The organism is Kitasatospora sp. NPDC015120, from assembly GCF_043080305.1.
Lineage (GTDB): Bacteria > Actinomycetota > Actinomycetes > Streptomycetales > Streptomycetaceae > Kitasatospora.
In genome coordinates, this window is record NZ_JBIBVJ010000004.1 from 101,078 (window position 1) to 123,528 (window position 22,451).

Annotated in this window: 16 protein-coding genes; 10 read left to right on the forward strand and 6 right to left on the reverse strand. The window is 76.8% G+C overall.

What is annotated here, in order from left to right:
• Positions 1-13 precede the first annotated feature (13 nt).
• Positions 14-1,213, reverse strand: a complete 1,200-nt coding sequence (locus tag ACF1AK_RS12180; RefSeq protein ID WP_391498704.1) for a M48 family metalloprotease — start codon at positions 1,211-1,213, stop codon at positions 14-16.
• 114 nt (positions 1,214-1,327) lie between these two features.
• Positions 1,328-2,101: a universal stress protein gene (locus ACF1AK_RS12185; RefSeq protein WP_391498705.1), complete on the reverse strand. Its 774-nt coding sequence runs from the start codon at positions 2,099-2,101 to the stop codon at positions 1,328-1,330.
• Positions 2,102-2,390: 289 nt separating this feature from the next.
• Here ACF1AK_RS12185 and ACF1AK_RS12190 point away from each other — a divergent pair, with 289 nt between their 5' ends.
• The 3 genes from ACF1AK_RS12190 to cyaB all read left to right on the forward strand — a co-directional run bounded on the left by ACF1AK_RS12190 (position 2,391) and on the right by cyaB (position 5,029).
• Positions 2,391-3,662 (forward strand): CapA family protein, encoded by a 1,272-nt coding sequence (locus ACF1AK_RS12190; protein ID WP_391498706.1) that lies wholly within the window; start codon positions 2,391-2,393, stop codon positions 3,660-3,662.
• A gap of 231 nt (positions 3,663-3,893) precedes the next feature.
• Positions 3,894-4,454, forward strand: a complete 561-nt coding sequence (locus tag ACF1AK_RS12195) for an NUDIX domain-containing protein (RefSeq protein ID WP_391498707.1) — start codon at positions 3,894-3,896, stop codon at positions 4,452-4,454.
• The gene (gene cyaB / locus ACF1AK_RS12200) at positions 4,451-5,029 is read left to right on the forward strand and encodes a class IV adenylate cyclase (RefSeq protein WP_391498708.1); all 579 of its coding nucleotides are present in this window, start codon (positions 4,451-4,453) and stop codon (positions 5,027-5,029) included. Before ACF1AK_RS12195 ends, cyaB begins: the two co-directional genes overlap by 4 nt.
• A 7-nt stretch (positions 5,030-5,036) precedes the next feature.
• Here cyaB and ACF1AK_RS12205 read toward each other — a convergent pair whose 3' ends face one another.
• The 3 genes from ACF1AK_RS12205 to ACF1AK_RS12215 all read right to left on the reverse strand — a co-directional run bounded on the left by ACF1AK_RS12205 (position 5,037) and on the right by ACF1AK_RS12215 (position 7,893).
• Complete coding sequence (locus tag ACF1AK_RS12205; protein WP_391498709.1) at positions 5,037-5,738, reverse strand: siderophore-interacting protein; 702 nt, start codon at positions 5,736-5,738, stop codon at positions 5,037-5,039.
• Positions 5,739-5,867: 129 nt separating this feature from the next.
• Positions 5,868-6,650: a TetR/AcrR family transcriptional regulator gene (locus ACF1AK_RS12210; protein ID WP_391498710.1), complete on the reverse strand. Its 783-nt coding sequence runs from the start codon at positions 6,648-6,650 to the stop codon at positions 5,868-5,870.
• A 4-nt stretch (positions 6,651-6,654) separates the two neighbouring features.
• Positions 6,655-7,893, reverse strand: a complete 1,239-nt coding sequence (locus ACF1AK_RS12215) for an MFS transporter (RefSeq protein WP_391498711.1) — start codon at positions 7,891-7,893, stop codon at positions 6,655-6,657.
• 240 nt (positions 7,894-8,133) lie between these two features.
• On the opposite strand from ACF1AK_RS12215, the gene ACF1AK_RS12220 reads away from it, so the two are divergent.
• The 6 genes from ACF1AK_RS12220 (at position 8,134) to ACF1AK_RS12245 (ending at position 13,818) form a co-directional block, all read left to right on the forward strand.
• A complete protein-coding gene (locus ACF1AK_RS12220) occupies positions 8,134-8,961 on the forward strand; it encodes a 2,3-dihydro-2,3-dihydroxybenzoate dehydrogenase (protein ID WP_391498712.1) in 828 nt (275 codons plus the stop codon).
• Between the two features lie 204 nt (positions 8,962-9,165).
• Positions 9,166-10,368 (forward strand): isochorismate synthase DhbC, encoded by a 1,203-nt coding sequence (gene dhbC, locus ACF1AK_RS12225; protein WP_391499049.1) that lies wholly within the window; start codon positions 9,166-9,168, stop codon positions 10,366-10,368.
• Between the two features lie 53 nt (positions 10,369-10,421).
• Positions 10,422-12,110 carry a (2,3-dihydroxybenzoyl)adenylate synthase gene (locus ACF1AK_RS12230; protein WP_391499050.1) on the forward strand — a complete coding sequence of 563 codons (1,689 nt, stop codon included), beginning with the start codon at positions 10,422-10,424 and terminating at the stop codon, positions 12,108-12,110.
• A 69-nt stretch (positions 12,111-12,179) separates the two neighbouring features.
• Positions 12,180-12,812: an isochorismatase family protein gene (locus ACF1AK_RS12235; protein WP_391498713.1), complete on the forward strand. Its 633-nt coding sequence runs from the start codon at positions 12,180-12,182 to the stop codon at positions 12,810-12,812.
• Positions 12,813-12,817: 5 nt separating this feature from the next.
• Positions 12,818-13,042, forward strand: a complete 225-nt coding sequence (locus ACF1AK_RS12240) for a phosphopantetheine-binding protein (protein WP_391498714.1) — start codon at positions 12,818-12,820, stop codon at positions 13,040-13,042.
• Positions 13,042-13,818 (forward strand): AMP-binding protein, encoded by a 777-nt coding sequence (locus tag ACF1AK_RS12245; RefSeq protein ID WP_391498715.1) that lies wholly within the window; start codon positions 13,042-13,044, stop codon positions 13,816-13,818. Before ACF1AK_RS12240 ends, ACF1AK_RS12245 begins: the two co-directional genes overlap by 1 nt.
• Positions 13,819-13,904: 86 nt before the next feature.
• On the opposite strand, the gene ACF1AK_RS12250 is transcribed toward ACF1AK_RS12245, so the two are convergent.
• On the reverse strand, positions 13,905-15,092 hold the full coding sequence (locus tag ACF1AK_RS12250; RefSeq protein ID WP_391498716.1) for an amidohydrolase: 1,188 nt from the start codon (positions 15,090-15,092) through the stop codon (positions 13,905-13,907).
• 129 nt (positions 15,093-15,221) lie between these two features.
• Between ACF1AK_RS12250 and ACF1AK_RS12255 the strand changes: the two genes are divergently transcribed.
• Positions 15,222-22,421, forward strand: coding sequence for an amino acid adenylation domain-containing protein (locus tag ACF1AK_RS12255; RefSeq protein ID WP_391498717.1), 7,200 nt, complete (start codon positions 15,222-15,224; stop codon positions 22,419-22,421).
• Positions 22,422-22,451: the final 30 nt, after the last annotated feature.

Genomic DNA, 22,451 nt, shown 5'->3' on the forward strand with positions numbered 1-22,451 from the left:
GACTTTTGTTGCACTATACAACGACCTCGGGCGCGGAGGGGTGCCGGGCCCGCCAGGCGCGCGCGGCCGCGATCCGGCGGGTGGCGCTCGGGTGAGTGGCGAACAGTAGCTCAAGCCACCGGGGCGGGTCGACGTCGGACACGTTGGTCAGTGCCAGCCTGCGCTGCATCGCGATGAACTGCTCGGCGTCCCCGGTCAGTTCGAGGGCGTGCCGGTCCGCGCGGGTCTCCACCAGGCGGCTCACCGCGCACTGCACCGGGCCGGACAGCGCGCCCAGCAGCGCGGCCCCCGCCGCGAGCAGCGCCATCGACCGCGGGTCGGCGGCGTTCGTCGCGCCCGCCGCCGACAGCAGCGCGTCCCGGCCCGCGAGCAGGCCCAGCAGCGCCACCACGACGGCCGCGCCCACCGCGCCCAGCACCGTGCCGGTCAGCACGTCCCGGTGCTTGACGTGCCCCAGCTCGTGCGCCACCACCAGCTCCACCTCCCGCGGATCGGCCGTCGACAGCAGCGTGTCGTACGCGACGATCCGCCGCGTCGCGCCCAGGCCCGACACGTACGCGTTCAGCGCCGTCGTGCGGCGCGAGGCGTCCGCCACCAGGACGTCGCGCACCCGCACGCCGTCCCGCTCGGCCAGGCCCAGCAGCGCCTCGCGCAGCGGGCCCGGCTCCATCGGCGTGAAGCGGTTGAACACCGGCTCGACCAGCAGCGGGTGGAGGAAGGACAGGGCGGCGGTCAGCAGTGCGGCCGCGCCCGCCGCCGGCAGCCACCAGTCCTGCGGCGAGCGGTCGGTGAGCGCGTACAGGCCGAAGGCGAGCGGCAGGACGAGGCCCAGCGTCAGCGCCAGCCCGCGCAGGGCGTCCAGCGCCCAGCCCGCCCAGCCCTGGGTGACCAGACCGAACCGCGCCCGCACCGAGCGGGCGCCCGCCCCGAAGGGCAGCTGCGCCAGCTGCCCGAGCAGCACCAGCGCGGCGGCCCCGGCGAGCACCTCCGCCGTCCGCGAGCCGCCGAACCGGCCGCCCGCGGCCGACACCAGCCCGGCGCCGGCGGGTGTCAGGCCGAGTGCCAGGGTCAGCGCCAGGCCGGTGAGCCGGCCGCCGAGCGCCCACGGGAGCTGGGCGCGGCGCAGCGCCCGGCCGCGGGCGCGCTGGTCGGGGGTGAAGTCGGGGGCCGGGGCGGGGCGGGCGCCCGGGGCCGGGCTGACAGCATCTGTCATCTGGTGTCCGTCGTCTGGAGTCCGTCAGCGGGCGGCTGTCACCTGTCGGCTGTCAGCCGCCGGGCATCGACCGCCGGTCGTCGATCGTCATCTTGTCCTTCGATGGTCAGCATGTCACTCCTCGGCGGGCCCCGTGGCGCCGTGGATGCCCGCGCGGAGCAACTGGTGGCCGAGGTCGACCAGGGCCCGGCCGACCGCGAAGTCGTCGCCCACCGCGGCGGCCGGGGCGTCGTGCGGATTGCGGCGGGCGAGCGCGTCGCTGTGCAGCACGGTGCCGTCGGCGTCGAGCACCGCGTGCACCCGGGTGGTGTCGCCGTCCTCGACCACGTGCAGGCTCAGCTGCCAGTCCTTGGTGCGGACGGCCGCCGCCCCGGCCCCGCCCGCCGCCGCGAGCGGTGCGGGCGGGGCGGTGGCGCCGTCCGCGCGGACGATCACCACCGGGCAGGACCCGTGCACGGCGCAGCGCGCGCTCACCGAGCCCAGCAGGGTCCGGGCGAAGGTCCCGCGGCCCCGGCTGCCGAGCACCAGCAGGTCGGCGCCCTCGGCCGCCTCCAGCAGCACCTCGGCCGCGTGCCCCGGCAGCACGCTCTCCTCGACCGGCACCGGCCGCTGCGGGCCGATCACCTCGTCCACCTCGGCGGTCAGCGTCCGGCGCGCGGACTGCTCGAAGCCGTCGTCCACCATCGGCGCGAACCAGCCGTACAGCGACGGGTACTCCCACGCGGCCACCGCGTGCACCGTCGCCCCGGTCAGCACCGCCTGCCCGACCGCCCAGCGCAGCGCCGCCTTCGAGGGCGCCGAGCCGTCGATCCCGACCACGATCCGCCGCCCGGTGCCCGGGGTCCCGGTGCCCGGGGTTCCGGTGCTCGTGGTTCCGTTGCCGGCCATGACCCACACCACCCGCCTGCCGTCACGGCCCCGGTGCCCTCGCGGGGCCTCCACGCTTCCACGCTGCGCGCGATCCGGGCGCCCGCGCCAGGGACGGGACGGCCAGGAGGGGCGGCGGGTTGGGACGGACGGGCCCGGTGGGACCGGTGGGACCGGCGGTGGGGCCCGGGTCCGGCGGGGTGGCCGAACACGCGGCGACGGGCCGGTGCCGGTTGTGGAGGGAGGGCGGAGAGGGCGGGGGGGAGTGACGTAGGCTGACCGCTCCTGGACCGACCTTGGGGGAAGACACATGCGCCGTGGCGCGGCCGCCGTCGCACTGCTGCTCGGCCTGATATCCGTCGCCGCCTGCGGACCGGACGACCCCGATCCGTCCGCCGTCAAGGCGGCCGAGTCCGCGAAGGCCGCCGCCGACGCGGCCGCCAAGGCCTCGCCCGGCCCCTCCGGCGGCCCCTCCGACGGCTCCGCCGCCTCCGGCGACCAGGCCTCGGGCGACGGCGCGGCGCCCCGTCCCGACGGCAGCATCACGGTGGCGTTCGCCGGGGACGTCCACTTCGAGGGCCGCGCCGAGGCCCGGCTCGCCGTGCAGCCGCCCGAGACGGCGCTCGGCCCGATCGCCAAGACCCTCTCCGCCGCCGACCTGGCGGTGCTCAACCTGGAGACCGCGATCACCGGGCGCGGCGCCCCCGAGCCGAAGACCTACACCTTCCGCACCTCGCCCAAGGCGCTCACCGCGCTGAAGGACTCCGGCGTCGACGTCGTCTCGCTCGCCAACAACCACGCCGTCGACTTCGGTGCCGACGGCCTCGCCGACACCCTGGCCGCGAAGGACTCCTCGCCCGTCCCGATCGTCGGCCTCGGCCGCAACTCCGAGGAGGCGTACGCCCCGTACGTCACCACCGTGCGCGGGGTGAAGGTCGCGGTGGTCGCGGCCAGCCAGGTGGAGGACCTCACCAACCAGAAGTGGCGGGCCGGCGCGAACAAGCCCGGCATCGCCTCCGCGCTGGACACCGCGGCGCTGCTCAGGGCGGTCGGGGAGGCCAAGCGGCAGGCGCCGGTGGTGCTCGTCTACCTGCACTGGGGCGACGAGGGCAAGGCGTGCCCCACCGCCGCGCAGACCGCCGTCGCCAAGAAGCTCGCCACCGCGGGCGCGACCGCCGTGGTCGGCACGCACGCGCACACCATGGTCGGCTCCGGCATGATCGGGGACACCTACATCGGGTACGGCTTCGGCAACTTCCTCTGGTACGGCACCTCCAACTACGCCAACTCCAACGAGACCGGGGTCACCACGCTGACCGTCAGCCCGGCCGGCAAGGTGCTCGGGGAGGCGTTCGCCCCGGCGACCATCGACGACCGGGGCGTGCCGATGCCGCAGTCCGGCGCCGCCGCCACCGCCGCCGTCAAGCGCCGCGACGGCCTGCGCGGCTGCACCGGCCTCGCCCCCGTCCCGGGCGCCTCCACCGCCGGCGCCGGTGCCTCCCCGGCCGGTACGCCCTCCCGCCCCGGCGCCGCGTCCGCCCCGGGCCCGGCCCGGACCCCCGCCCCCGCCGCCTCGCACTGAGGCCGTGGCGGCTTCGCCGCTGCCGCGGGCGGCCCGGGCGCGGTCCTGGTCCCCGGTCCCGGTCGGCTCGCCCTGGGGTTGTGGTGGCTTCGCGTGCGTCGGCGGGGCGCCCCGTCCGGTACGCCTCCGCGCCCCGGGGACGGTCCGGGTTCCCGGCCCCGCACCGCCCCCGGGGCGCGGAGGCGTGAGAGGGTCGGGCGTCGGACGATCGGCGTGCGGAGGGCAGGGACAGTGACGCAGTGGGCGGTGCACGGGCGGCGGCAGGTGTACGGGTCGCCGTGGGTGGAGCTCTGGCTGGACGACGTGGACATCCCCGGCACCGGCCGGGTCGACCACCATGTGCTGCGGATGCCGAAGGAGTGCGCCAACACCGTGGTGACGGACCCGGACGGCCGCTTCCTGCTGCTGTACCGCCACCGGTTCATCACCGGCCGCTGGGGGTGGGAGCTGCCCGCCGGGTGGGTGGAGCCGGGGGAGGAGCCGGTGGCGGCCGCCGCCCGCGAGGTCGAGGAGGAGACCGGCTGGCGGCCGGGGCGGCTCGCGCCGCTGACGGAGTTCGACGCGATGGCCGGCATCTCGACCATGCACTTCCACTCCTTCCACGCCGCCGGGGCGAGCTGGACCGGCGAGCCGGCGGACCGGGCGGAGGCGAGCCGGGTGGAGTGGCTGGCCGAGGACGAGGTGGTGCGGCTGCTGGCGGCGGGCGAGGTGGCCGAGGGCGCCTCGCTGACGGCGCTGTCGTACTTCCTGGGCCCCCACCGGCTGGCGGCGCGGGCCGGGGGCGGGCGGTGATCGAGGCGGAGCTGAAGGCGGTGGTGCGCGACCCGGACGCGCTGCTGCGCCGGCTGGAGGGCGCCCACGGGCCGGGCCGCGCCGAGGTGTACCGGGACACCTACTACGACACGCCCGACGCTCAACTCGACGCCGCCGACCGCGAGTTGCGGATCCGCGAGGTGACCGCCGAGGACGGCTCCCGGGCGGTCCTGCTGACCTTCAAGGACGCCCGGGTGGACGAGGCGTCCGGGTCCAAGCCGGAGCACGAGACGCGGGTGGCCGACGGCGGGGCCGCGCACGCGATCGTGCGCGGCCTCGGCCACCGGCCCGTCCTCGCCTTCGAGAAGCGGTGCCGGACCTACGCGTTCGAGCACCGGGGCCGCCGGATGCTCGCCACGCTGGTGCGGGTGACGGAGCTCGACGGGGTGTTCCTGGAGGTGGAGACGGGCGCGGCGGACGCGCGCGAGCTGCCCGCCGCGCTCGCCGCCGTCCGCGCCGTGCTGGCCGGGCTCGGGATCTCCGGGGAGGACCTGACCACCACCCCGTACACGGCGGCCGTCACGGCCGCCCGCAGCCGATGCCAAGGGAAGTGACGCCCCGTCAGTCCTTGTGGTCGGCCTCGCCGTACTTCCAGTAGCCCTTGCTGTGGACGCGTTCGCGCGGGAGCGCCCAGTCGGTGAGCAGATGGCGGCGGACGGCGGCCACGGCGTTCGCCTCGCCCGCCAGCCAGGCCGTGGTGTCCGCCGGAACGTCGGTGGCGAGCAGGGCGTCGGCCAGCGTGCGGCCCTTCGGCAGGCCGGGGTCGCGGGTGAGCCACCGGACGGTCAGCCCGGCCCGGTCCGGCAGCGGCAGAGCGGCTCCGGAGGCCTCCCCGACCTCGACGAACAGCGAGGCCGGGACGCCCGGCGGCAGTTCGTCGAGGATGGTGAGCGCGGCGGGCAGGGCGCTCTCGTCGGCGCCGAGCAGCGCGTGTCCGGCGTCCTCGAAGGAGGGCTGCCGGCCGCGCGGTCCGGCCAGCCGGGCCGGATCGCCGGGGCGGGCGATCTCGGCCCAGCGCGAGAGCGGGCCGTTGCCGTGCAGCACGACGTCGATGTCCACCTCGCGGTCGGCGGGGCGGTGATGGCGGATGGTGTAGGCCCGGGAGTGGCCCTCGGGAAGGCCCAACTTGACCCACTGGGTGGGGTGTTCGACGGCGAGGGCGTCCAGGGTGGGCCCGGCGAAGGTGAGCCGGACGAGGGCGGGGGTGAGCGGGCTGACGGCGACGACGCGCACGTCGAAGGTCGGCCGGGGGCGGCGGAACACGGTGACTCCTGGCTGGGGTGGGTGGCGCCGACGGCGCGGCCCGGAGGTGAACACGGGCCGGAGGGAGGCGGCGCGGTCGGGAAGGGAAGGGGAAGGGGAAGGAAGGGAAAGGCAGGACAGGGCGTGGCGTCAGCGCGGCAGGTGCTGGTCGAGCAGCGCGTCGACGAACGCGGCGTCCAGCGGGCGGCGCAGCACCAGGGCGCGGTGGTAGAGCGGGGCGAGCAGGGCGTCCAGCAGTACGGCGGCCTCGTCGGTGCCGTTCTCGTCCGCCGTCAGCCCCAGGCAGGCGCGGGTGTGCGCGACGTCCCGGGCGCGCAGTTCGTCCAGGAACCCGCCGTGCAGCAACTCCGCGGTACGGGCGTCCAGTTGGGCGTGGCCGAGGAGCGCCTGGAGGACCTGGCCGGCCGGTTCGGTGCCGAGGAAGGCCGCGAACCGGTGGAGGTAGGCGCGCAGGTCGGCCGGGTCGGAGGGCGTCCCGGAGGCCGTTCCGGCGGGCCAGGCCAGGGCGGTGCCGGCGTCCAGGACGAGGTTGTCGAAGAGGATGTCGACCTTGGACTTCCACCACCGGTAGATGGTCTGCTTGGCGACCCCGGCGGCGGCGGCGATGCCCTCGATGGTGAGGCCCTCGAAGCCCACCTCCACCAGGAGGTCGTCGGCGGCGTTCAGCACCGCCAGGCGCGCGGCCTCGCTGCGCCGTCCGCTGCCGCCGGTGGCGCCCGCGCCCTTGGCCCTGCCGCTCGCCGGGCCCGGCGCCGTGGCGTCCTCCGCCGGTGCGGCGGCCTGCGCCCGCGCGGCGGCGCTCGCACGGCCGCCGACGGCGCGGCCTGCGGTGGCGGGGCGGGGCTGGGCGGTGATGGTCTGCTGGTCCTTGTCCGGGTGCGGCGGCGGGCCGGTGGCGATGGTCGCGGCCATCCTCTCACGCCTCCTCGGGACGCACGGCCGGCACCCGGTCCGCCGCGCGCGGGCGCCGGACCAGCCCGGCCGCGATCACCAGCGCCAGTAGCGCGATCGCGGTGCTGAAGACGACCCCGCCGGTGCGCAGGCCGGTCGCCCGCACCAGCACGCCGACGCCGATCACCGGCAGCGAGAGCATGGTGAACAGGATCGCGAAGAAGGCGGAGACGGTCTCGCCGCGCTGCTGCGGGGCCACCCCGCCGTTGATGGCGCCCAGTCCGGTGCCGATGGCCGTGCCGGTGGCGAGGCCGTTGACGCAGGCGCCGAGCAGCAGCGGCGGCAGTGTCCCGCCGATCAGTGCCCCGGCGACGAGCGCGGCGGCCAGCACCAGCCCGGCGCAGGCCGACGGGAGCGCGCGGGCCGGCGGCAGCACCCGGGCCAGGAGCTGCCCGACGGCGATGGACAGGAACGCCAGGGCGACCACGAGTCCGGTCAGCGCGTGGTGGTGCAGATCGAGCACGGTGGCCAGGAACAGCCCGCTGACCGCCGTCAGCACGCCGGTGACGGCGAATCCGGCGCCCCCGGCGAGCGCGGCGCGCAGGAAGGCGGGCCGGATCGCGGGCGGGACGTGCAGCGGCTGGAGGCGCAGCCGGAACCGGGAGGCGGCCCGCACCTCGGCGGGCACCGTCTCGGGGACGGCGAGCAACCCGAGCGCGGCGGCGGCGGTGAGGACGAGGGTCACCGTCCAGGGCAGCCGCAGCGGCGAGCCGGCCCACTCGGCGAGGATCCCGGCGAACAGGGTGCCGCCGGCGAGGCCGCCCATGTTGGCGGCGAGCGCCAGGGTCTGGGCGCGCAGCCGGCGCTCCGGCGGGGCGAGGTCGAGCAGGGCGGCGGTGGCGGCGCCGGTGACCAGGGCGGCGCCGAAGCCGGACAGCACCCGGGCGGCGAGCAGCCAGGGCAGCGAGTCGGCGGCCTCGAAGAGCCCGGCGGCGGCCGCGGCGAGCAGGAGGGCCGTCAGCAGCACGGGCCGGCGGCCGATCCGGTCGGAGAGCCCGCCGAGGGCGAGCAGTCCGGCGACGACGCCGAGCGCGTAGAGGGCGAAGACCACCGTGACGGTGAACGTCGAGAAGCCGAAGGCGTGCTGGTAGAGCGGGTAGAGCGGGGTCGGGACGGTGGTGCCGGCCATGGTGACCCAGAAGGCGAGGGCGACGGCGGCCGGGGCCAGCGGGCCGCGGGGGCGCCGGGGCGGGGCGGAGGGCATGGGTGCTCCTCGGGCGGAGGGAGGTCGCAGAAAATGGACGCAACGTTGCGTCTCGATTCGACGCCGCGACCGTAACACTGGACGCAACGTTGCGTCCAGCTTCGTGGGCGGCGCCCGGTCCGGCCCCCGCCCGCCGCTCCGTCCGGGTGGCCGGGAGCAGTTGACGACCCCGCAGGGGCCGTCCGACCTCGCACGACCTCTCGGCGGCCCCGAACAATTGTGTTAGGTTAGCCTTGCCTAATGTCGCTGGTCGGAGGGGAATTTCCTGTGCAGCAGTCCGAACTCGCCGGCGCCGTCGCGATCGTCACCGGCGCCGGACAGGGCATCGGCGCGGCCGTGACGCGCGCGCTCGTCGCCGCCGGCGCCGTGGTCGCCGCGGCCGACCGCAACCCCGCTCCGCTCGCCGCGCTCGCGGACGAGCTGGCGGCCGGTCAGCCCGCGGGCGGTCCCGTCCACCCCTACCCGCTGGACGTCACCGACGCGGCCGCCGTCGAGTCCACCGTCGCCCTGGTCGAGGATCAACTCGGCCCGGTCGGCATCCTGGTGAACGTCGCCGGAATACTGCGCACCGCGCCGGTGGTCGAACTCAGCGACCAGGACTGGGCCGACACCTTCGCCGTCAACACCACCGGGGTCTTCCACACCTCCCGCGCGGTCGGACGGCGGATGGCCGGACGCGGCCACGGCGCCATCGTCACCGTCGGCTCCAACGCCGCCGGTGTGCCGCGCACCGGGATGGCCGCCTACGCGGCCTCCAAGGCGGCGGCCACCATGTTCACCCGCTGTCTCGGCCTGGAACTCGGCCGCTCCGGGGTGCGCTGCAACATCGTCTCGCCCGGCTCCACCGACACCGCGATGCAGCGCGCGCTCTGGGAGGACGACGCCGAGGCCGCCGAACGGCGCGTCATCGACGGCGACCTCGCCGGCTACCGGGTCGGCATCCCGCTCGGCCGGATCGCCCAACCCGCCGACATCGCCGAGGCGGTGGCCTTCCTGGTCTCCGACCGGGCCCGCCACATCACCATGCACGACCTCTACGTGGACGGCGGCGCCACGCTGCGCGCCTGACACCCCGGCAGTCCGGGCACCCGGACCACCGCGCGGGCCGCACGGCCGGGACGAGCAGCGCCCGGACCCGCCGCCCACCCGGACCAGCCGGGACCGCACCCCCCACCCGGGACCGCACCCCCACCGGGGAGCGTGCCCCCGGACCACACCACCCGCCGGCCGCCGCGACGAGCGAGGCCCGGCGACCACTCGCAGACTGGGAGAATCCAGGTGACCACGGTGCACCACGCCCCCGCCGGGACGGACCACACCGTCATCGGCGCGGCCAGCGGGCTGCTGGGCCAGTACCGGGCCGCGCCCGACGAGGCGTTCTTCGCCTCCCCGACCCGCACGCTGCTCGCCGAGGGCGTGCACGCCCGGGTCCCCCAGGACGGGCGCCCGCTGGCGGAGCGGGTCGCCGGCACCCTCGACCGGGCCCGCCGCGACGGCGTCGAACACCCGCTGGTGGTGGGCGCGGTGGCGTTCGACCACGACAGCCGCGCCGAACTCGCCGTCCCCGCCCGGCTGCGCAGCTGCGGGGCGCTGCGCGACGACCCGCTGATCGCGCTGCCCGCCCCGGCCGCCGACCGGATCGACTGGACCGTCCGCCCGGTGCCCGTCCCCGAGGCGTACGGTGCCGGGGTAGCCGAGGCCGTGCACCGGCTCCGGGGCGGCGAGTTGAGCAAGGTCGTGCTCGCCCGCACCCTGGAACTGCACGCCGACCGCCCGCTCGACCTGCCCGCGATCCTCCAGCGCCTCGCCCGCCGCGACCCCGGCGGCTACACCTTCGGCGTCCCGGCCGGCGGCGGCCGCACCCTGATCGGCGCCAGCCCCGAACTGCTGCTCTCGCGCCGCGGCACCGCCGTCACCGCCAACCCGCTGGCCGGCTCGGTGCCGCGCAGCGCCGACCTCGGCGAGGACGTCCGGCGCGCCGCCGCACTCCTGGAGTCCCCCAAGGACCTGCACGAGCACGCCTTCGTGGTGGACGCCATCCGCGCCGCGCTCGCCCCCCACTGCCGCACCCTGGACGTGCCGGAGCGGCCCACCCTGGTGCGCACCGCCGCGATGTGGCACCTGGCCACCACCATCACCGCCGAACTGGCCGACCCGGCGGTCTCCGCCCTGGAACTGGCCGTCGCGCTGCACCCCACCCCGGCGGTCTGCGGCAGCCCGACGCCGCTCGCCCGCGAGGCGATACGCGAGATCGAGCCCTTCGACCGGGGCCTGTACGCCGGCATGGTCGGCTGGGGCGACGCGGACGGCGACGGCGAGTGGGTGGTCACCCTGCGCTGCGCCGAGGCCGACGAACGGACCCTGCGGGTGTTCGCCGGCGCCGGAGTGGTCGCGGAGTCCCGGCCGGAGGCCGAACTCGCCGAGACCAGCGCCAAGTTCCGCACCTTCCTGGACGCCGCGGGAGTGCCGCGGTGAACGATCCGACCACCCCGGGGGCCCCTGTGACCGATCCGCTCGACCTCGACCCGATGGAGCAGGTGCTCGCCGGATTCACGCCCTACCCGGCGGAGTTCGCCGAGCGCTACCGGGCCGCCGGCCACTGGCGCGGTGAGACCTTCGGCTCGATGCTGCGCGAGCGCGCCGCCGCCCACCCGGACCGGATCGCGATCACCGACCCGTCCGGCGGCGAGGGCGAGGACCCCACCCGGCACTGGACGTACGCCGAACTCGACCGCCGGGCCGACCGAATGGCCGCCGGGCTGCGCGCCCTCGGCATCGGCCGCGGCGACCGCGTGGTGGTGCAGCTGCCCAACACCGCCGAGTTCTTCGAGGTGGTCTTCGGACTGTTCCGGATCGGCGCGCTGCCGGTCTTCGCGCTGCCCGCGCACCGCTACACCGAGATCTCCTACTTCTGCTCCTTCACCGGCGCCGTCGGCTACGTCGTCCCGGGCGTCGTGGGCGGCTTCGACCACCGCGAACTCGCCGCCCGGGTGAAGGCGGAGACGCCGTCGCTGCGGCACGTCCTGGTAGCGGGCGGCGACCCGGGCGAGCACACCCCGCTGGCCGCCGTCCCGGTGGACCCGGCCGGCGCCGAGGGGCCCGGGCCGCAGCCGGGGGACGTCGCGTTCCTCCAGCTGTCCGGCGGCAGCACCGGGGTGCCGAAGCTGATCCCGCGCACCCACGACGACTACATCTACTCGCTGCGCGGCTCGGTCGAGCTCTGCGGCCAGGACGAGCGCAGCGTCCACCTCGTGGTGCTGCCCGCCGCGCACAACTTCCCGCTCAGCTCGCCGGGTTCGCTCGGCACCCTGTACGCGGGCGGCCGGGTGGTGCTCTGCCCCCAGCCCGGTCCGGAGACGGCGTTCCCGCTGATCGAGCGCGAGGGCGTGACCATCACCGGCCTGGTGCCGCCGCTGGCGCTGCTCTGGCTGGAGGCCGCCGAGCGGCGCCGGGAGGCCGGCGGGCCCACCGGGCTGGAGAGCCTGGAGGTGCTGCTGGTCGGCGGCGCCAAGTTCAGCGAGGAGGCCGCCCGGAGGGTGCGCCCGGTGCTGGGCTGCGCCCTCCAGCAGGTGTTCGGGATGGCCGAGGGCCTGGTCAACTACACCCGGCTGGACGACCCGGAGGAGGTCGTCGTGACCACCCAGGGCCGGCCGATCTCCCCGGACGACGAGGTGCGGGTGGTCGACGACCGGGACGAGGACCTGCCCGACGGCGCCACCGGCCACCTGCTCACCCGCGGCCCGTACACCATCCGCGGCTACTGGAACGCGCCCGGCCACAACGCCGCCTCCTTCACCGCGGACGGCTTCTACCGCACCGGCGACCTGGTCCGCCGCACCGCGACCGGCCACCTGGTGGTCGAGGGCCGGGCCAAGGACCAGATCAACCGGGGCGGCGAGAAGGTCGCCGCCGAGGAGATCGAGAACCACCTGCTGGCCCACCCGGCCGTGCACGACGCGGCCGTGGTCTCGATGCCCGACCCCTACCTCGGCGAGCGCACCTGCGCCTACGTGGTGCTGCGCGAGGAGCACCGCGCGCGGCCGCCGAAGCCCGTCGAGCTCAAGCGCTTCGTGCGCGGGCGCGGGCTGGCCGACTTCAAGGTGCCGGACCGGGTCGAGTTCCTCGACGCCTTCCCGGCCACCGGCATCGGCAAGGTGAGCAAGAAGGACCTCCGCGCGGCCATCGCCGCCACCCTCATCGCGCCCGACACCCCCTGACACCCCCTGACACTTCCTGTCACCCCCTGGCACCCCGCCACACCCAGACACAGCTAAGGAACCACCGCCGTGGGCCTGCCCCGCATCCCCTCCTACCTGATGCCCGCCGCCGCCGACCTGCCGGCCAACCGGGTCGACTGGACGGTCGACCCGTCCCGGGCCGTGCTGCTGGTGCACGACCTGCAGAACCACTTCCTGAACGCCTTCGACACGACGGCCCCGCCGGTCACCGAGCTGTTCGCCAACATCAACCGGCTGCGCGCCTGGGCCGCCGAGCACGGCGTGCCGGTCGTCTACTCGGCGCAGCCCGGCGGCCAGACCCCCGAACAGCGGGGCCTGCAGCAGGACTTCTGGGGCCCGGGCATCCCGGACGACCCGTGGGCGGCGGCCGTCGCCGACGCCGTCGCCCCGGCCGGGGGCGACCGGCTGCTCACCAAGTGGAAGTACAGCGCCTTCGTCCGCACCGACCTGGAGGAGCTGCTGCGCGAGCAGGGCCGCGACGAGCTGGTGATCACCGGCGTGTACGCGCACATCGGCGTGCAGGCCACCGCCTGCGACGCCTGGATGCGCGACGTGCGGGCCTTCGTGGTGGCCGACGCGGTCGCCGACTTCGGCGCGGACGAGCACCGCGCCGCGCTCACCTGGGTGGCCGGGCGCTGCGGCGTGGTCACCGCCACCGATGCCGTACTGGAAGGGAAGTGACGGGCATGGCCTTCACCGTGGAGCGGATCCGGGCCGAGGTCGCCGACCTGCTCGGCGAGGACCCGGCGGACATCCCGCTGGACGAGAACCTGGCGGACTGGGGCCTGGACTCGGTGCGGCTGATGGCGCTGGCCGATCGCTGGCGGGCCGAGGGCGCCGAGGTGGCCTTCCTGCAGCTGGCCGAGCGCCCGGCCGTCGAGGCCTGGGCCGAGCTGCTCGGCGCGTCCTGATGGAGCCCGGCACGGGGGCGGCCCGGCCCGCCGGCGCCCGGCGGTGGCCGGCCACCACGGCGATCGGCCCCTTCGAGGCGCAGGCCGCCCGGACGCCGCACGCCCCGGCGCTGCTGCCGGCCGGCGCGGCGGCGGTGAGCTACGGCGAGCTGAACGCCGCCGCCAACCGGACGGCGCGCTGCCTGGCGGACCGCGGCGCCCGCCCCGGTACGGTCGTCGGCCTCGCGCTCACCCGCCCGGCCGACCTCGTGCCGGCGCTGCTGGCGGTGGCCAAGTCGGGGGCGGCGTACCTGCCGCTGGACCCGGACGACGCGCCGGGGCGGCTGGCCTGGCTGCTGGCGGACGCGGCGCCGGTCTGCGTGCTGGGGGAGGGGGTGCCGGCCGCGGAACGGCCGGCGGTCGAGGAACTGGCGGGCCGGGCGGTCACCGACCCGCCGCGGGCCCTCACCCCGCAGCACCCGCTCTGCCGGGCGTACGGCCCGGGCGGACGCCCGGCGGGAGTGTGGACGACGCACGCCGAGGTGGACCGCCGGGTGCGCGAGCTGCAGGCCGCGTACGGGCTGGGCGCGGGCGACCGGGTGCTGCAACTGGGGCTGCCGCTGTGGGAGTTCCTGTGGCCGCTGCGGACCGGGGCGGCGCTGGTGCTGGCCGATCCGGACCGGCCGGGCGAGGTGGGGGAGCTGGTCCGCGAGGCCGGGGTGACGGCGCTGCGCGCCGCCCCCTCGGTGTTCGGCGAGCGGGTGCCCGAGCCGGGCCCGGTGCACCTCGTCCCGTAGCGGGCGGGGCCGACGGCCGCGCGGGTGGCGGGCGGCGGACGGCAGGTCCCGGGACCCGTCGTCCGCCGCCCGCCGGCCCGGGGCCGTCACCGCCGCGCCGCCGCGAAGTCCGCCGCCGTCCACGCCATGGCGACGGCGCCCTCCACGATCGCCCGGTCCGCCTGCGCGGAGACGGCGGCCTCGGCGAACGCCGCCTCGTGCGGTGCGCACGCCCCGCCGGTGATGTCCAGCACCGGGTGGATGGCGGGCACCGCGTGCGAGACGTTGCCCATGTCGGTGCAGGCGAACGGCCCGCTGACGACCGGCTCCGGGCGGCCCGCCGCCGCTGCGTTGGCCCGCCACAGGGCGAGCAGTCCGGCGTCGCTGCGGAAGTCCAGGTAGTCCGGCTCGGGCCGGGTCAGCTCGACCTCGCACCCGGTCGCCAGCGCACCGGCCCGGAAGCAGTCCTCGACCCGGGCGCGCAGCTCCGCGAGGTCCTCGGCCGCCGAGGCGCGGATCTCGTACTCGGCGGTGGCGCTGTCCGGGATGAGGTTGGGTGCCGTCCCGGCGGCCGTGGTGATGCCGTGCACCCGCCAGTGCGGCGGCAGTTGCTGGCGCAGCAGGCCGAGGGCGACCTGGGCGACGGTGAGCGCGTCGGCGGCGTTGCGGCCCTCGTGGGCGTTGAGGCTCGGGTGGGCGGCGCGGCCGGTGTAGCGGACCGAGAGGGTGCCGAGCGCGAAGGAGCGGAAGTCGGCGACCTCCACCGGGCAGGGGTGGACCATCATCGCGGCGTCCACGCCGTCGAAGGCGCCCGCGTCCAGCAGCAGCGCCTTGCCCGCCCCGCGCTCCTCGGCCGGTGCGCCGATCACCCGCACGGTGAGCCCGAGCCGTTCGGCGTGGGGGGCGAGGCCGAGCGCGGCGCCGAGGCCGGCGGCGGCGATCAGGTTGTGGCCGCAGGCGTGGCCGAGCCCGGGCAGCGCGTCGTACTCGCAGACCACGGCGACGGTGACCGGGCCGGTGCCGAGGCGCGCGTCGAAGGCGGTGGGCAGGCCGTGCGCACCCGGCGTGACGGCGTAGCCGTGGGCGCGCAGCAGTTCGGCGCACCACTCGGCGGCCCGGTGCTCCTCGAACGCGGTCTCCGGGTGGGCGTGGATGCGGCGGCTGAGTGCGAGCAGCGCGTCCCGGTGGGCGAGGACGCGCTCGCGCACCGCCTGCTTCACCGCGGGGTCGGCCGTGGCCGCTCCGCTCGCCGCCGGTGCGCCCGGGCTCGGCTCGCTCGCGTTCAGGGGGGACATCGGCGCCTCCGGGGGCGTCAGGGCCCGCCTCCCGGCAGGCTGTTGACCAGACGATATGCAGATAGCTTAGGCTAACCTAAGTAGGCAGTAGGCGTTCCGTTGCGCCGGACCCGAGGAGCTCTCAGAACCATGCGTCGCCACCAGGCCGCGTCCGACCCCGTCGCCGTCCCCGCCGCAGCCGACGTGCCGCTGCTCGCCACCCAGGCGGCGATCTGGTACGCCCAGGCGCTCGACCCCGACAGCCCGGTCTACAACACCGGCGACGCCGTCGAGATCACCGGCCCGCTCGACGCCGGGCTCTTCGAGACCGCCCTGCGCCGGGCCGTCGGCGAGGCCGACGCGCTGAGCGCCGTCGTCGTCACCGACGCCGGCGGCGACGCCCCGCGCCAGCGCCTCACCCCCGGCCGCACCTGGCCCCTGCACCGGCTCGACCTGCGCACCGACGCCGACCCCGAGGCCACCGCCGAGGCCTGGATGCGCGCCGACCTCGCCCGCCCCGTCGACCTCGCCGAGGGTCCGCTGTTCACCCAGGCCCTCATCCGCCTCGCCGACGACCGCCACTGGTGGTACCAGCGCGTCCACCACCTCGCCGTCGACGCCTACGCGCTCACCCTCCTCACCGGCCGGGTCGCCGAGCTCTACACCGCGCTCACCACCGGCACCCGCCCCACCGACCGCGCCTTCGCCACCCCCGCCGAGGTCGCCGCCGAGGAGGCCGCCTACCGGGGCGGCCCGGAGCACGCCGCCGACCGCGCGTTCTGGCGCGCCCGGCTGGCCGGCGCCGACGCCCCCGCCACCCTCCCCGGCGGCACCCCCGCCGGCCCCGCCGCCCTGCCCCGGCTCGCCGCCACGCTGCCCGCCGGCACCCTGCCCCGCCTGGAGGCCGCCGCCAAGGCCGCCCGCGCCACCTGGGCCGAACTCGTCATCGCCGCCACCGCCGGCTACCTGCACCGCCTGGCCGGCACCGAGGACGTCGTGCTCGGCCTGCCGCTCGCCAACCGCCGCGGCCCCGCCGCCCTGCGCACCCCGGTCGCGACCGCCAACGTCCTGCCGCTGCGCCTCGCCGTCAGCCCCCGCGACACCGCCGCCGGCCTGCTGCGCCGCGTCGTCCTGGAGGTCCGCGAGGTCCGCCGCCACCAGCGCTACCCGCTGGAGGACCTGCGCCGCGACCTCGCCCTCACCGGCACCCGCCGCGCCCTGTTCGGACCGATGGTCAACATCAAGGCCTTCGAGGGCGACCTCGACCTCGCCGGCCTGCCCGCCACCGTCCGCAACCTCGCCGCCGGCCCCGTCGACGACCTCGCCCTCGCCGTCTCGCCCGGCCCCGACGGCGCCCTGCGGATCGGCCTCGAAGCCCACCCCGGCCACTACGGCGCCGACGCCCTCGCCGCCCACCGCGACGGTCTGCTGCGCTACCTCGACGGCCTCACCACCCTGCTGCTGGAGGACCCGCAGACCCCGATCGCCCGGATCGACCTGCTCGACGAGGACGCGCTGCGCCGCGCCACCGCCGGGCGCACCGAACCCCCCGTCACCCGCACGGTGCCCGAACTGCTCGCCGCGCAGGCCGCCCGCACCCCCGACGCGATCGCCCTGCGCAGCGGCACCACCACCCTCACCTTCGCCGAACTCGACGCCGCCGCCACCCGCCTGGCGCACCGCCTCACCGCCCTCGGCACCGGTCCGGGCACCCCGGTCGCGCTCGCCATGCCGCGCGGCGCCGACACCCTGGTCGCCATGTTCGCCGTGCTCCGGGCCGGCGGCGCCTGCCTCTCCCTGGACCTCGCCCACCCCCGGCAGCGGATCGCCGACATCCTCGACGACACCCGCCCGGTCTGCGCCGTCGGCACCGCCGAGGCCCTCGCCGCCCTCCCCGGCGCCGCCGGCCGCCCCGCCGTCGCCCTCGACGACCCGGCGGTGCGCGCCGCACTCGCGGCGCTCCCCACCGCCCCGCTTCCCGCCCCCGACCCCGCGCACACCGCCTACCTGCTGCACACCTCCGGCTCCACCGGCCGCCCCAAGGGCGTCGTCGTCACCCACGCCTCGCTCGCCAACCTGCACGCCGGCCACGGCGAGGACCACATCGCCCCCGCCGTCGCCCGTACCGGCCGCGCACGCCTGCGCATCGCCCACAGCGCCTCCTTCGCCTTCGACGCCTCCTGGGACCCGGTGCTGTGGATGCTCCACGGCCACGAACTCCACCTGCTCGACGACGAGACCTACCGCGACCCGGCCGCCCTCGCCGCCCACGTCCACCGCGAGCGCATCGACTACCTCGACGTCACCCCCTCCTACCTCGACGTCCTGCTCGCCGAAGGCCTGCTGGCCGAGGACCGGCACCGCCCCGCCGTGATCGCGGTCGGCGGCGAGGCCACCCCCGACGCGCTCTGGCGCCGCCTCGCGGCCGTCGACGGCCTCGCCCCCGTCAACCTCTACGGCCCCACCGAGACCACCGTCGACGCCTACTCCTGGACCCCGGGCCCGGACGGCACCCCCGTCGGCCGCGTCGTGCGCGGCTCGCGCGCCTACGTCCTCGACGGCTCGCTGCGCCCCGCCCCCGACGGCGCGACCGGCGAGCTGTACGTGGCCGGCGCCTGCCTGGCCCGCGGCTACCTCGGCCGCCCCAACCTCACCGCCGAGCGCTTCCTCGCCGACCCCTACGGCCCGCCCGGCAGCCGGATGTACCGCACCGGCGACCTCGCCCGCCGCCGCTCCGACGGCACCCTGGAGTTCCTCGGCCGCGCCGACGACCAGGTGAAGATCCGCGGCTTCCGGATCGAGCCCGGCGAGATCGCCGCCGTCCTCGGCGAACTGCCCGGCGTGGACCGGGCCGTGGTCATCGCCCGCCCCGGCCCGGGCGGGCGGCGCCTGCTCGGCTACGCCGTCCCCGCCGCCGGCGCCGCCCTCGACCCGGCCGCGCTGCGGTCGGCCCTCGCCGCCCGGCTGCCCGGGCACATGGTGCCCGCCGCCGTCCTCGTCCTCGACGACCTGCCGCGCACCGGCAACGACAAGCTCGACCACCGCGCCCTGCCCGAGCCCGGGGCCACCGGGCCGCAGCGCGGCGCCGCGCCCGTGACCCCGCAGGAGGAGATCGTCTGCGGACTGTTCGCCGACCTCCTGGAATGCGGCGAACCCCCCTCCCGGGACGCCGACTTCTTCGACCTCGGCGGCCACTCCCTGCTGGCCGGCCGGCTCGCCGCCCGGCTGCGCGACAGCCTCGGCACGGCCGTCGGCTTCGCCGACGTCTTCCGCCATCCCACCCCGGCCGCCCTCGCCGCCCTGCTGCGCGAGCGCTCCGCCCCCGAGCCCCGCCCCGCCCTGGTCCCGGTCGCCCGCACCGGCCCGCTGCCGCTCTCCCCGGCCCAGCGCGGCCTCTGGTTCCACTACCGGCTCGAAGGCCCCAGCCCCACCTACAACATCCCGCTCGCCCTCACCCTCACCGGCCCGCTCGACCGCGACGCCCTCGCGCTCGCCCTCACCGACCTCGCGGCCCGCCACGAGACCCTGCGCACCGTCTACGGCGAGTCCGCCGACGGCGAGCCGTACCAGCGGATCCTGCCGCCCGCCCCGGTCGAGCTGCACCGCGGCACCGGACCGCTCGCCGAGGCCGTCCGGCACGCCTTCGACCTGAGTGCCGAACCCCCGCTGCGGGCCACGCTGTTCGAGCACGCCGACGGCGAGGCGGCCGGCACCCGCACCCTGCTCCTGCTGCTCCACCACATCGCCGGCGACGGCGCCTCCACCACCCCGCTGGCCCGCGACCTGGCCGCCGCCTACGGCGCCCGCCTCGCCGGCCGCGCCCCGCAACCCGCCCCCCTCGCCGTCCAGTTCGCCGACCACGTGGACTGGCAGGCCCGGCTGCTCGGCACCGCCGACGCGCCCAGCCCGCTCGCCGTCCGCCAGCTCGACCACTGGCGCAAGGCCCTGGCCGGCCTGCCCGACCAGCTCGACCTGCCCACCGACCGCCCCCGGCCCGCCGTCGCCGCCCACCACGGCGCGACCGTGCCGTTCCACCTCGACGCCGACGCCCACGCCGCCCTCGCCGCGCTCGCCCGCGCCACCGGCACCAGCGTCTTCACCGCCGTCCAGGCCGGCCTCGCCGCGCTGCTCACCCGGCACGGCTGCGGCACCGACATCCCGATCGGCACCCCCGTCGCCGGCCGCGACTCCGACGAGACCGCCGCCCTGGTCGGCTACTTCGTCAACTCCGTGGTCGTGCGCACCGACACGTCCGGCGAGCCGACCTTCCGCGAGCTGCTGGGCCGCGCCCGCACCGCCGTGCTCGGGGCCCACGACCACGCCGACCTGCCCTTCGACCGCCTCGTCGAGGAGCTCAACCCGCGCCGCTCGCTCGCCCGGCACCCGCTGTTCCAGGTGATGCTCGCCTGGCAGTCCGTCCCCGACCAGGAGTTCGAGCTCGGCGGCGGCCTCACCGCCGCGATCGCCGCGGTCCCCTCCGGCACCGCCAAGTTCGACCTCACCCTCAACGCCGGCGAGCGGCGCGAGGGCGGCATCGCGGGCTTCGTCGAGTACCGCACCGACCTCTTCGACGAGGCGACCGTCCGGGGGCTCGCCGAACGCCTGGCCCGGCTGCTCGCCGCCGCCGCCACCGCACCCGACACCCCCGTCGGACGGCTCCCGCTGATCAGCGCGGAGGAGCACCACCGCGCCCTGGTCGAGTGGAACGGCACCCCCGTCACCTCCGAGCCCGGTGCCACCCTGCCGGAGCTCTTCGAGGCCGCCGCCCTCGCCGACCCGGGCGCCGTCGCCGTCCGTTACGGCGACGAGGAGCTCAGCTACGCCGAACTCGCCGCCCGCGCCGACCGGCTGGCCCGGCTGCTGGCCGCCCGCGGCATCGGCCCCGGCACCATCGTGGCGCTCGCCCTGCCGCGCTCCCCCGACCTCGTCGTCGGCCTGCTCGCGGTCGCCAAGTCCGGCGCCGCCTACCTGCCGCTCGACCCCGAGTACCCGGCCGACCGGCTCGCCTACATGCTCACCGACGCGGCGCCCGCCGCACTGGTCACCGACCGCGCCACCGCGCCCCGGCTGCCCGACCACCGGGTGCCGCACCTCCTGGTCGACGGCGGCGAGCCGGACGCCTTCCCGGCCGTCCCGCTGGCCCAGCACGAACGCACCCGGCCGCTGCGCGCCGAGGACACCGCCTACGTCATCTACACCTCGGGCTCCACCGGCCGCCCCAAGGGCGTCCCGGTCACCCACCACAACGTGGTCCGGCTGTTCTCCGCCACCGACCACTGGTTCGGCTTCGGCGCCGACGACGTCTGGACGCTCTTCCACTCCTACGCCTTCGACTTCTCGGTCTGGGAGCTGTGGGGCGCCCTGCTGCACGGCGGCCGGCTCGTGGTCGTCCCGCACCTGGTCAGCCGCGACCCGGCGGCCTTCCTCGCCCTGCTCGCCCGCGAACGGGTCACCGTCCTCAACCAGACGCCGTCCGCCTTCTACCAGCTCAGCGCCGCCGACCGGGAGCGCCCCGGCAGCGAACTCGCCCTGCGCTACGTGGTGTTCGGGGGCGAGGCACTGGAACTCGCCCGCCTCGACGACTGGTACCGACGGCACGCCGACGACGCGCCCACCCTGGTCAACATGTACGGCATCACCGAGACCACCGTGCACGTCTCCCACATCGCCCTGGACCGGGCGAGCGCCGCCGCCGGCGCCGGCAGCACCATCGGCGTCAACATCCCGGACCTGCGGGTCTACGTCCTCGACCGGTACCTCCAGCCCGTCCCGCCCGGCGTCACCGGCGAGATGTACGTCGCCGGCGCCGGTCTCGCCCGCGGCTACCTCGGCCGCCCCGCGCTCAGCGCCGAGCGCTTCGTCGCCGACCCGCACGCCGCGCTGTTCGGCGAGCGGGGCACCCGGATGTACCGCTCCGGAGACCTCGCCCGCCGCCGCGCCGACGGCGTCCTGGAGTACTTCGGCCGGGCCGACCAGCAGGTCAAGATCCGCGGCTTCCGGATCGAACCCGGCGAGATCGAGGCCGTACTGGCCGCCCACCCGGCCGTCGCCGACGCCGCCGTGATCGTCCGCGAGGACGTGCCCGGCGACAAGCGCCTGACCGGCTACGCCGTCCTCGCCCCCGGCGCGGAGCAGGTGACCGCCGAGGAACTGCGCACCCGCGCCGCCGCCGACCTGCCCGTCCACATGGTCCCGTCCGCCGTCGTGCTGCTGGAACGCCTGCCGCTCACCGCCAACGGCAAGCTCGACCGGCGCGCCCTGCCCGCCCCCGACGCGCCCGGCGCCGGCGCCGGGCGGCCTCCGCGCAACCCGCGCGAGCAGCAGCTGTGTGAGCTGTTCGCCGAGGTGCTGGGCGTTCCGGCGGTCGGCGTCGAGGACGACTTCTTCGCCCTCGGCGGCCACTCCCTGCTGGTCGTCCGGCTCGCCGGGCGGATCCGCGCCGTGCTCGGCCTGGAGGTCGGCATCGGCACGCTGTTCCAGGCGCCCACCGTCGCGGCGCTGGACGCCGCGCTCGCCGCCGACACCCCCGGCGCCGACGCGCTGGACGTCCTGCTGCCGCTGCGGCCCACCGCCCCCGGCCGGCGCGACCCGCTGTTCGCCGTCCACCCGGCCGGCGGTCTCAGCTGGTGCTACACCGGACTGATCCGCAACCTTCCGGCCGACGTGCCGATCTACGGCCTCCAGGCGCAGGGCGTCGGCGCCGCCACCGCCGGCGAGCCGCTGCCCGCGACCATGGAGGACCTGGCCGCGCACTACGTCGACCGGCTGCGCGAGGTCCAGCCCGAGGGCCCCTACCGGCTGCTCGGCTGGTCCACCGGCGGCATCATCGCCCACGCCATGGCCGCCCGGCTGGAGGAACTCGGCTGCACCGTCGCCCTGCTGGCGGTGCTCGACGCCTACCCGGCCGAGGGCTTCCGCGACCTGCCCGTCCCGGACCAGGCCGAGGCCCTGGAGGCGCTGCTCACCATGGGCGGCTACGGGCCGGCGGACCTCGACGGCCGGCCGCTCGAACTCGCCCACGTCACCGAGCTGCTGCGCCGCGAGGGCAGCCCGCTGGCCGGACTGGACGACGCCACCGTCGAGGCGCTGAACCGGATCTACCTGCACATCAACCACCTGGTGCGCGGCTACGACCACCGGCGCCTCAAGGGCGACGTGCTGTTCTTCCGTGCCACCGTGGACACCATCGACGAGACCCTGGTGCCCGAGCTGTGGGCGCCCTACGTGGCCGGGCGGATCGAGAACACCGACGTCGCCTGCTCGCACAAGGACATGACGCTGCCCGAGCCGATCGCCCGCATCGCGGGCGTCGTCGCGGAGCACCTCGCCGCCCTCGACGCACGCGGCTGACGGCCCTCGTCCGTCAGCCGCCGACCGCGC

Bases quoted from the DNA above. Each gene is read 5' to 3' on its own strand.
- ACF1AK_RS12230 (WP_391499050.1), top strand. From the start codon at position 10,422: ATGGAGCAGGTGCTCGCCGGATTCACGCCCTACCCGGCGGAGTTCGCC.
- ACF1AK_RS12210 (WP_391498710.1), bottom strand. From the start codon at position 6,650: ATGGCCGCGACCATCGCCACCGGCCCGCCGCCGCACCCGGACAAGGAC.
- ACF1AK_RS12215 (WP_391498711.1), bottom strand. From the start codon at position 7,893: ATGCCCTCCGCCCCGCCCCGGCGCCCCCGCGGCCCGCTGGCCCCGGCC.
- ACF1AK_RS12185 (WP_391498705.1), bottom strand. From the start codon at position 2,101: ATGGCCGGCAACGGAACCACGAGCACCGGAACCCCGGGCACCGGGACC.
- ACF1AK_RS12250 (WP_391498716.1), bottom strand. From the start codon at position 15,092: ATGTCCCCCCTGAACGCGAGCGAGCCGAGCCCGGGCGCACCGGCGGCG.
- ACF1AK_RS12245 (WP_391498715.1), top strand. From the start codon at position 13,042: ATGGAGCCCGGCACGGGGGCGGCCCGGCCCGCCGGCGCCCGGCGGTGG.
- ACF1AK_RS12220 (WP_391498712.1), top strand. From the start codon at position 8,134: ATGTCGCTGGTCGGAGGGGAATTTCCTGTGCAGCAGTCCGAACTCGCC.
- ACF1AK_RS12240 (WP_391498714.1), top strand. From the start codon at position 12,818: ATGGCCTTCACCGTGGAGCGGATCCGGGCCGAGGTCGCCGACCTGCTC.
- ACF1AK_RS12190 (WP_391498706.1), top strand. From the start codon at position 2,391: ATGCGCCGTGGCGCGGCCGCCGTCGCACTGCTGCTCGGCCTGATATCC.
- ACF1AK_RS12180 (WP_391498704.1), bottom strand. From the start codon at position 1,213: ATGACAGATGCTGTCAGCCCGGCCCCGGGCGCCCGCCCCGCCCCGGCC.
- ACF1AK_RS12255 (WP_391498717.1), top strand. From the start codon at position 15,222: ATGCGTCGCCACCAGGCCGCGTCCGACCCCGTCGCCGTCCCCGCCGCA.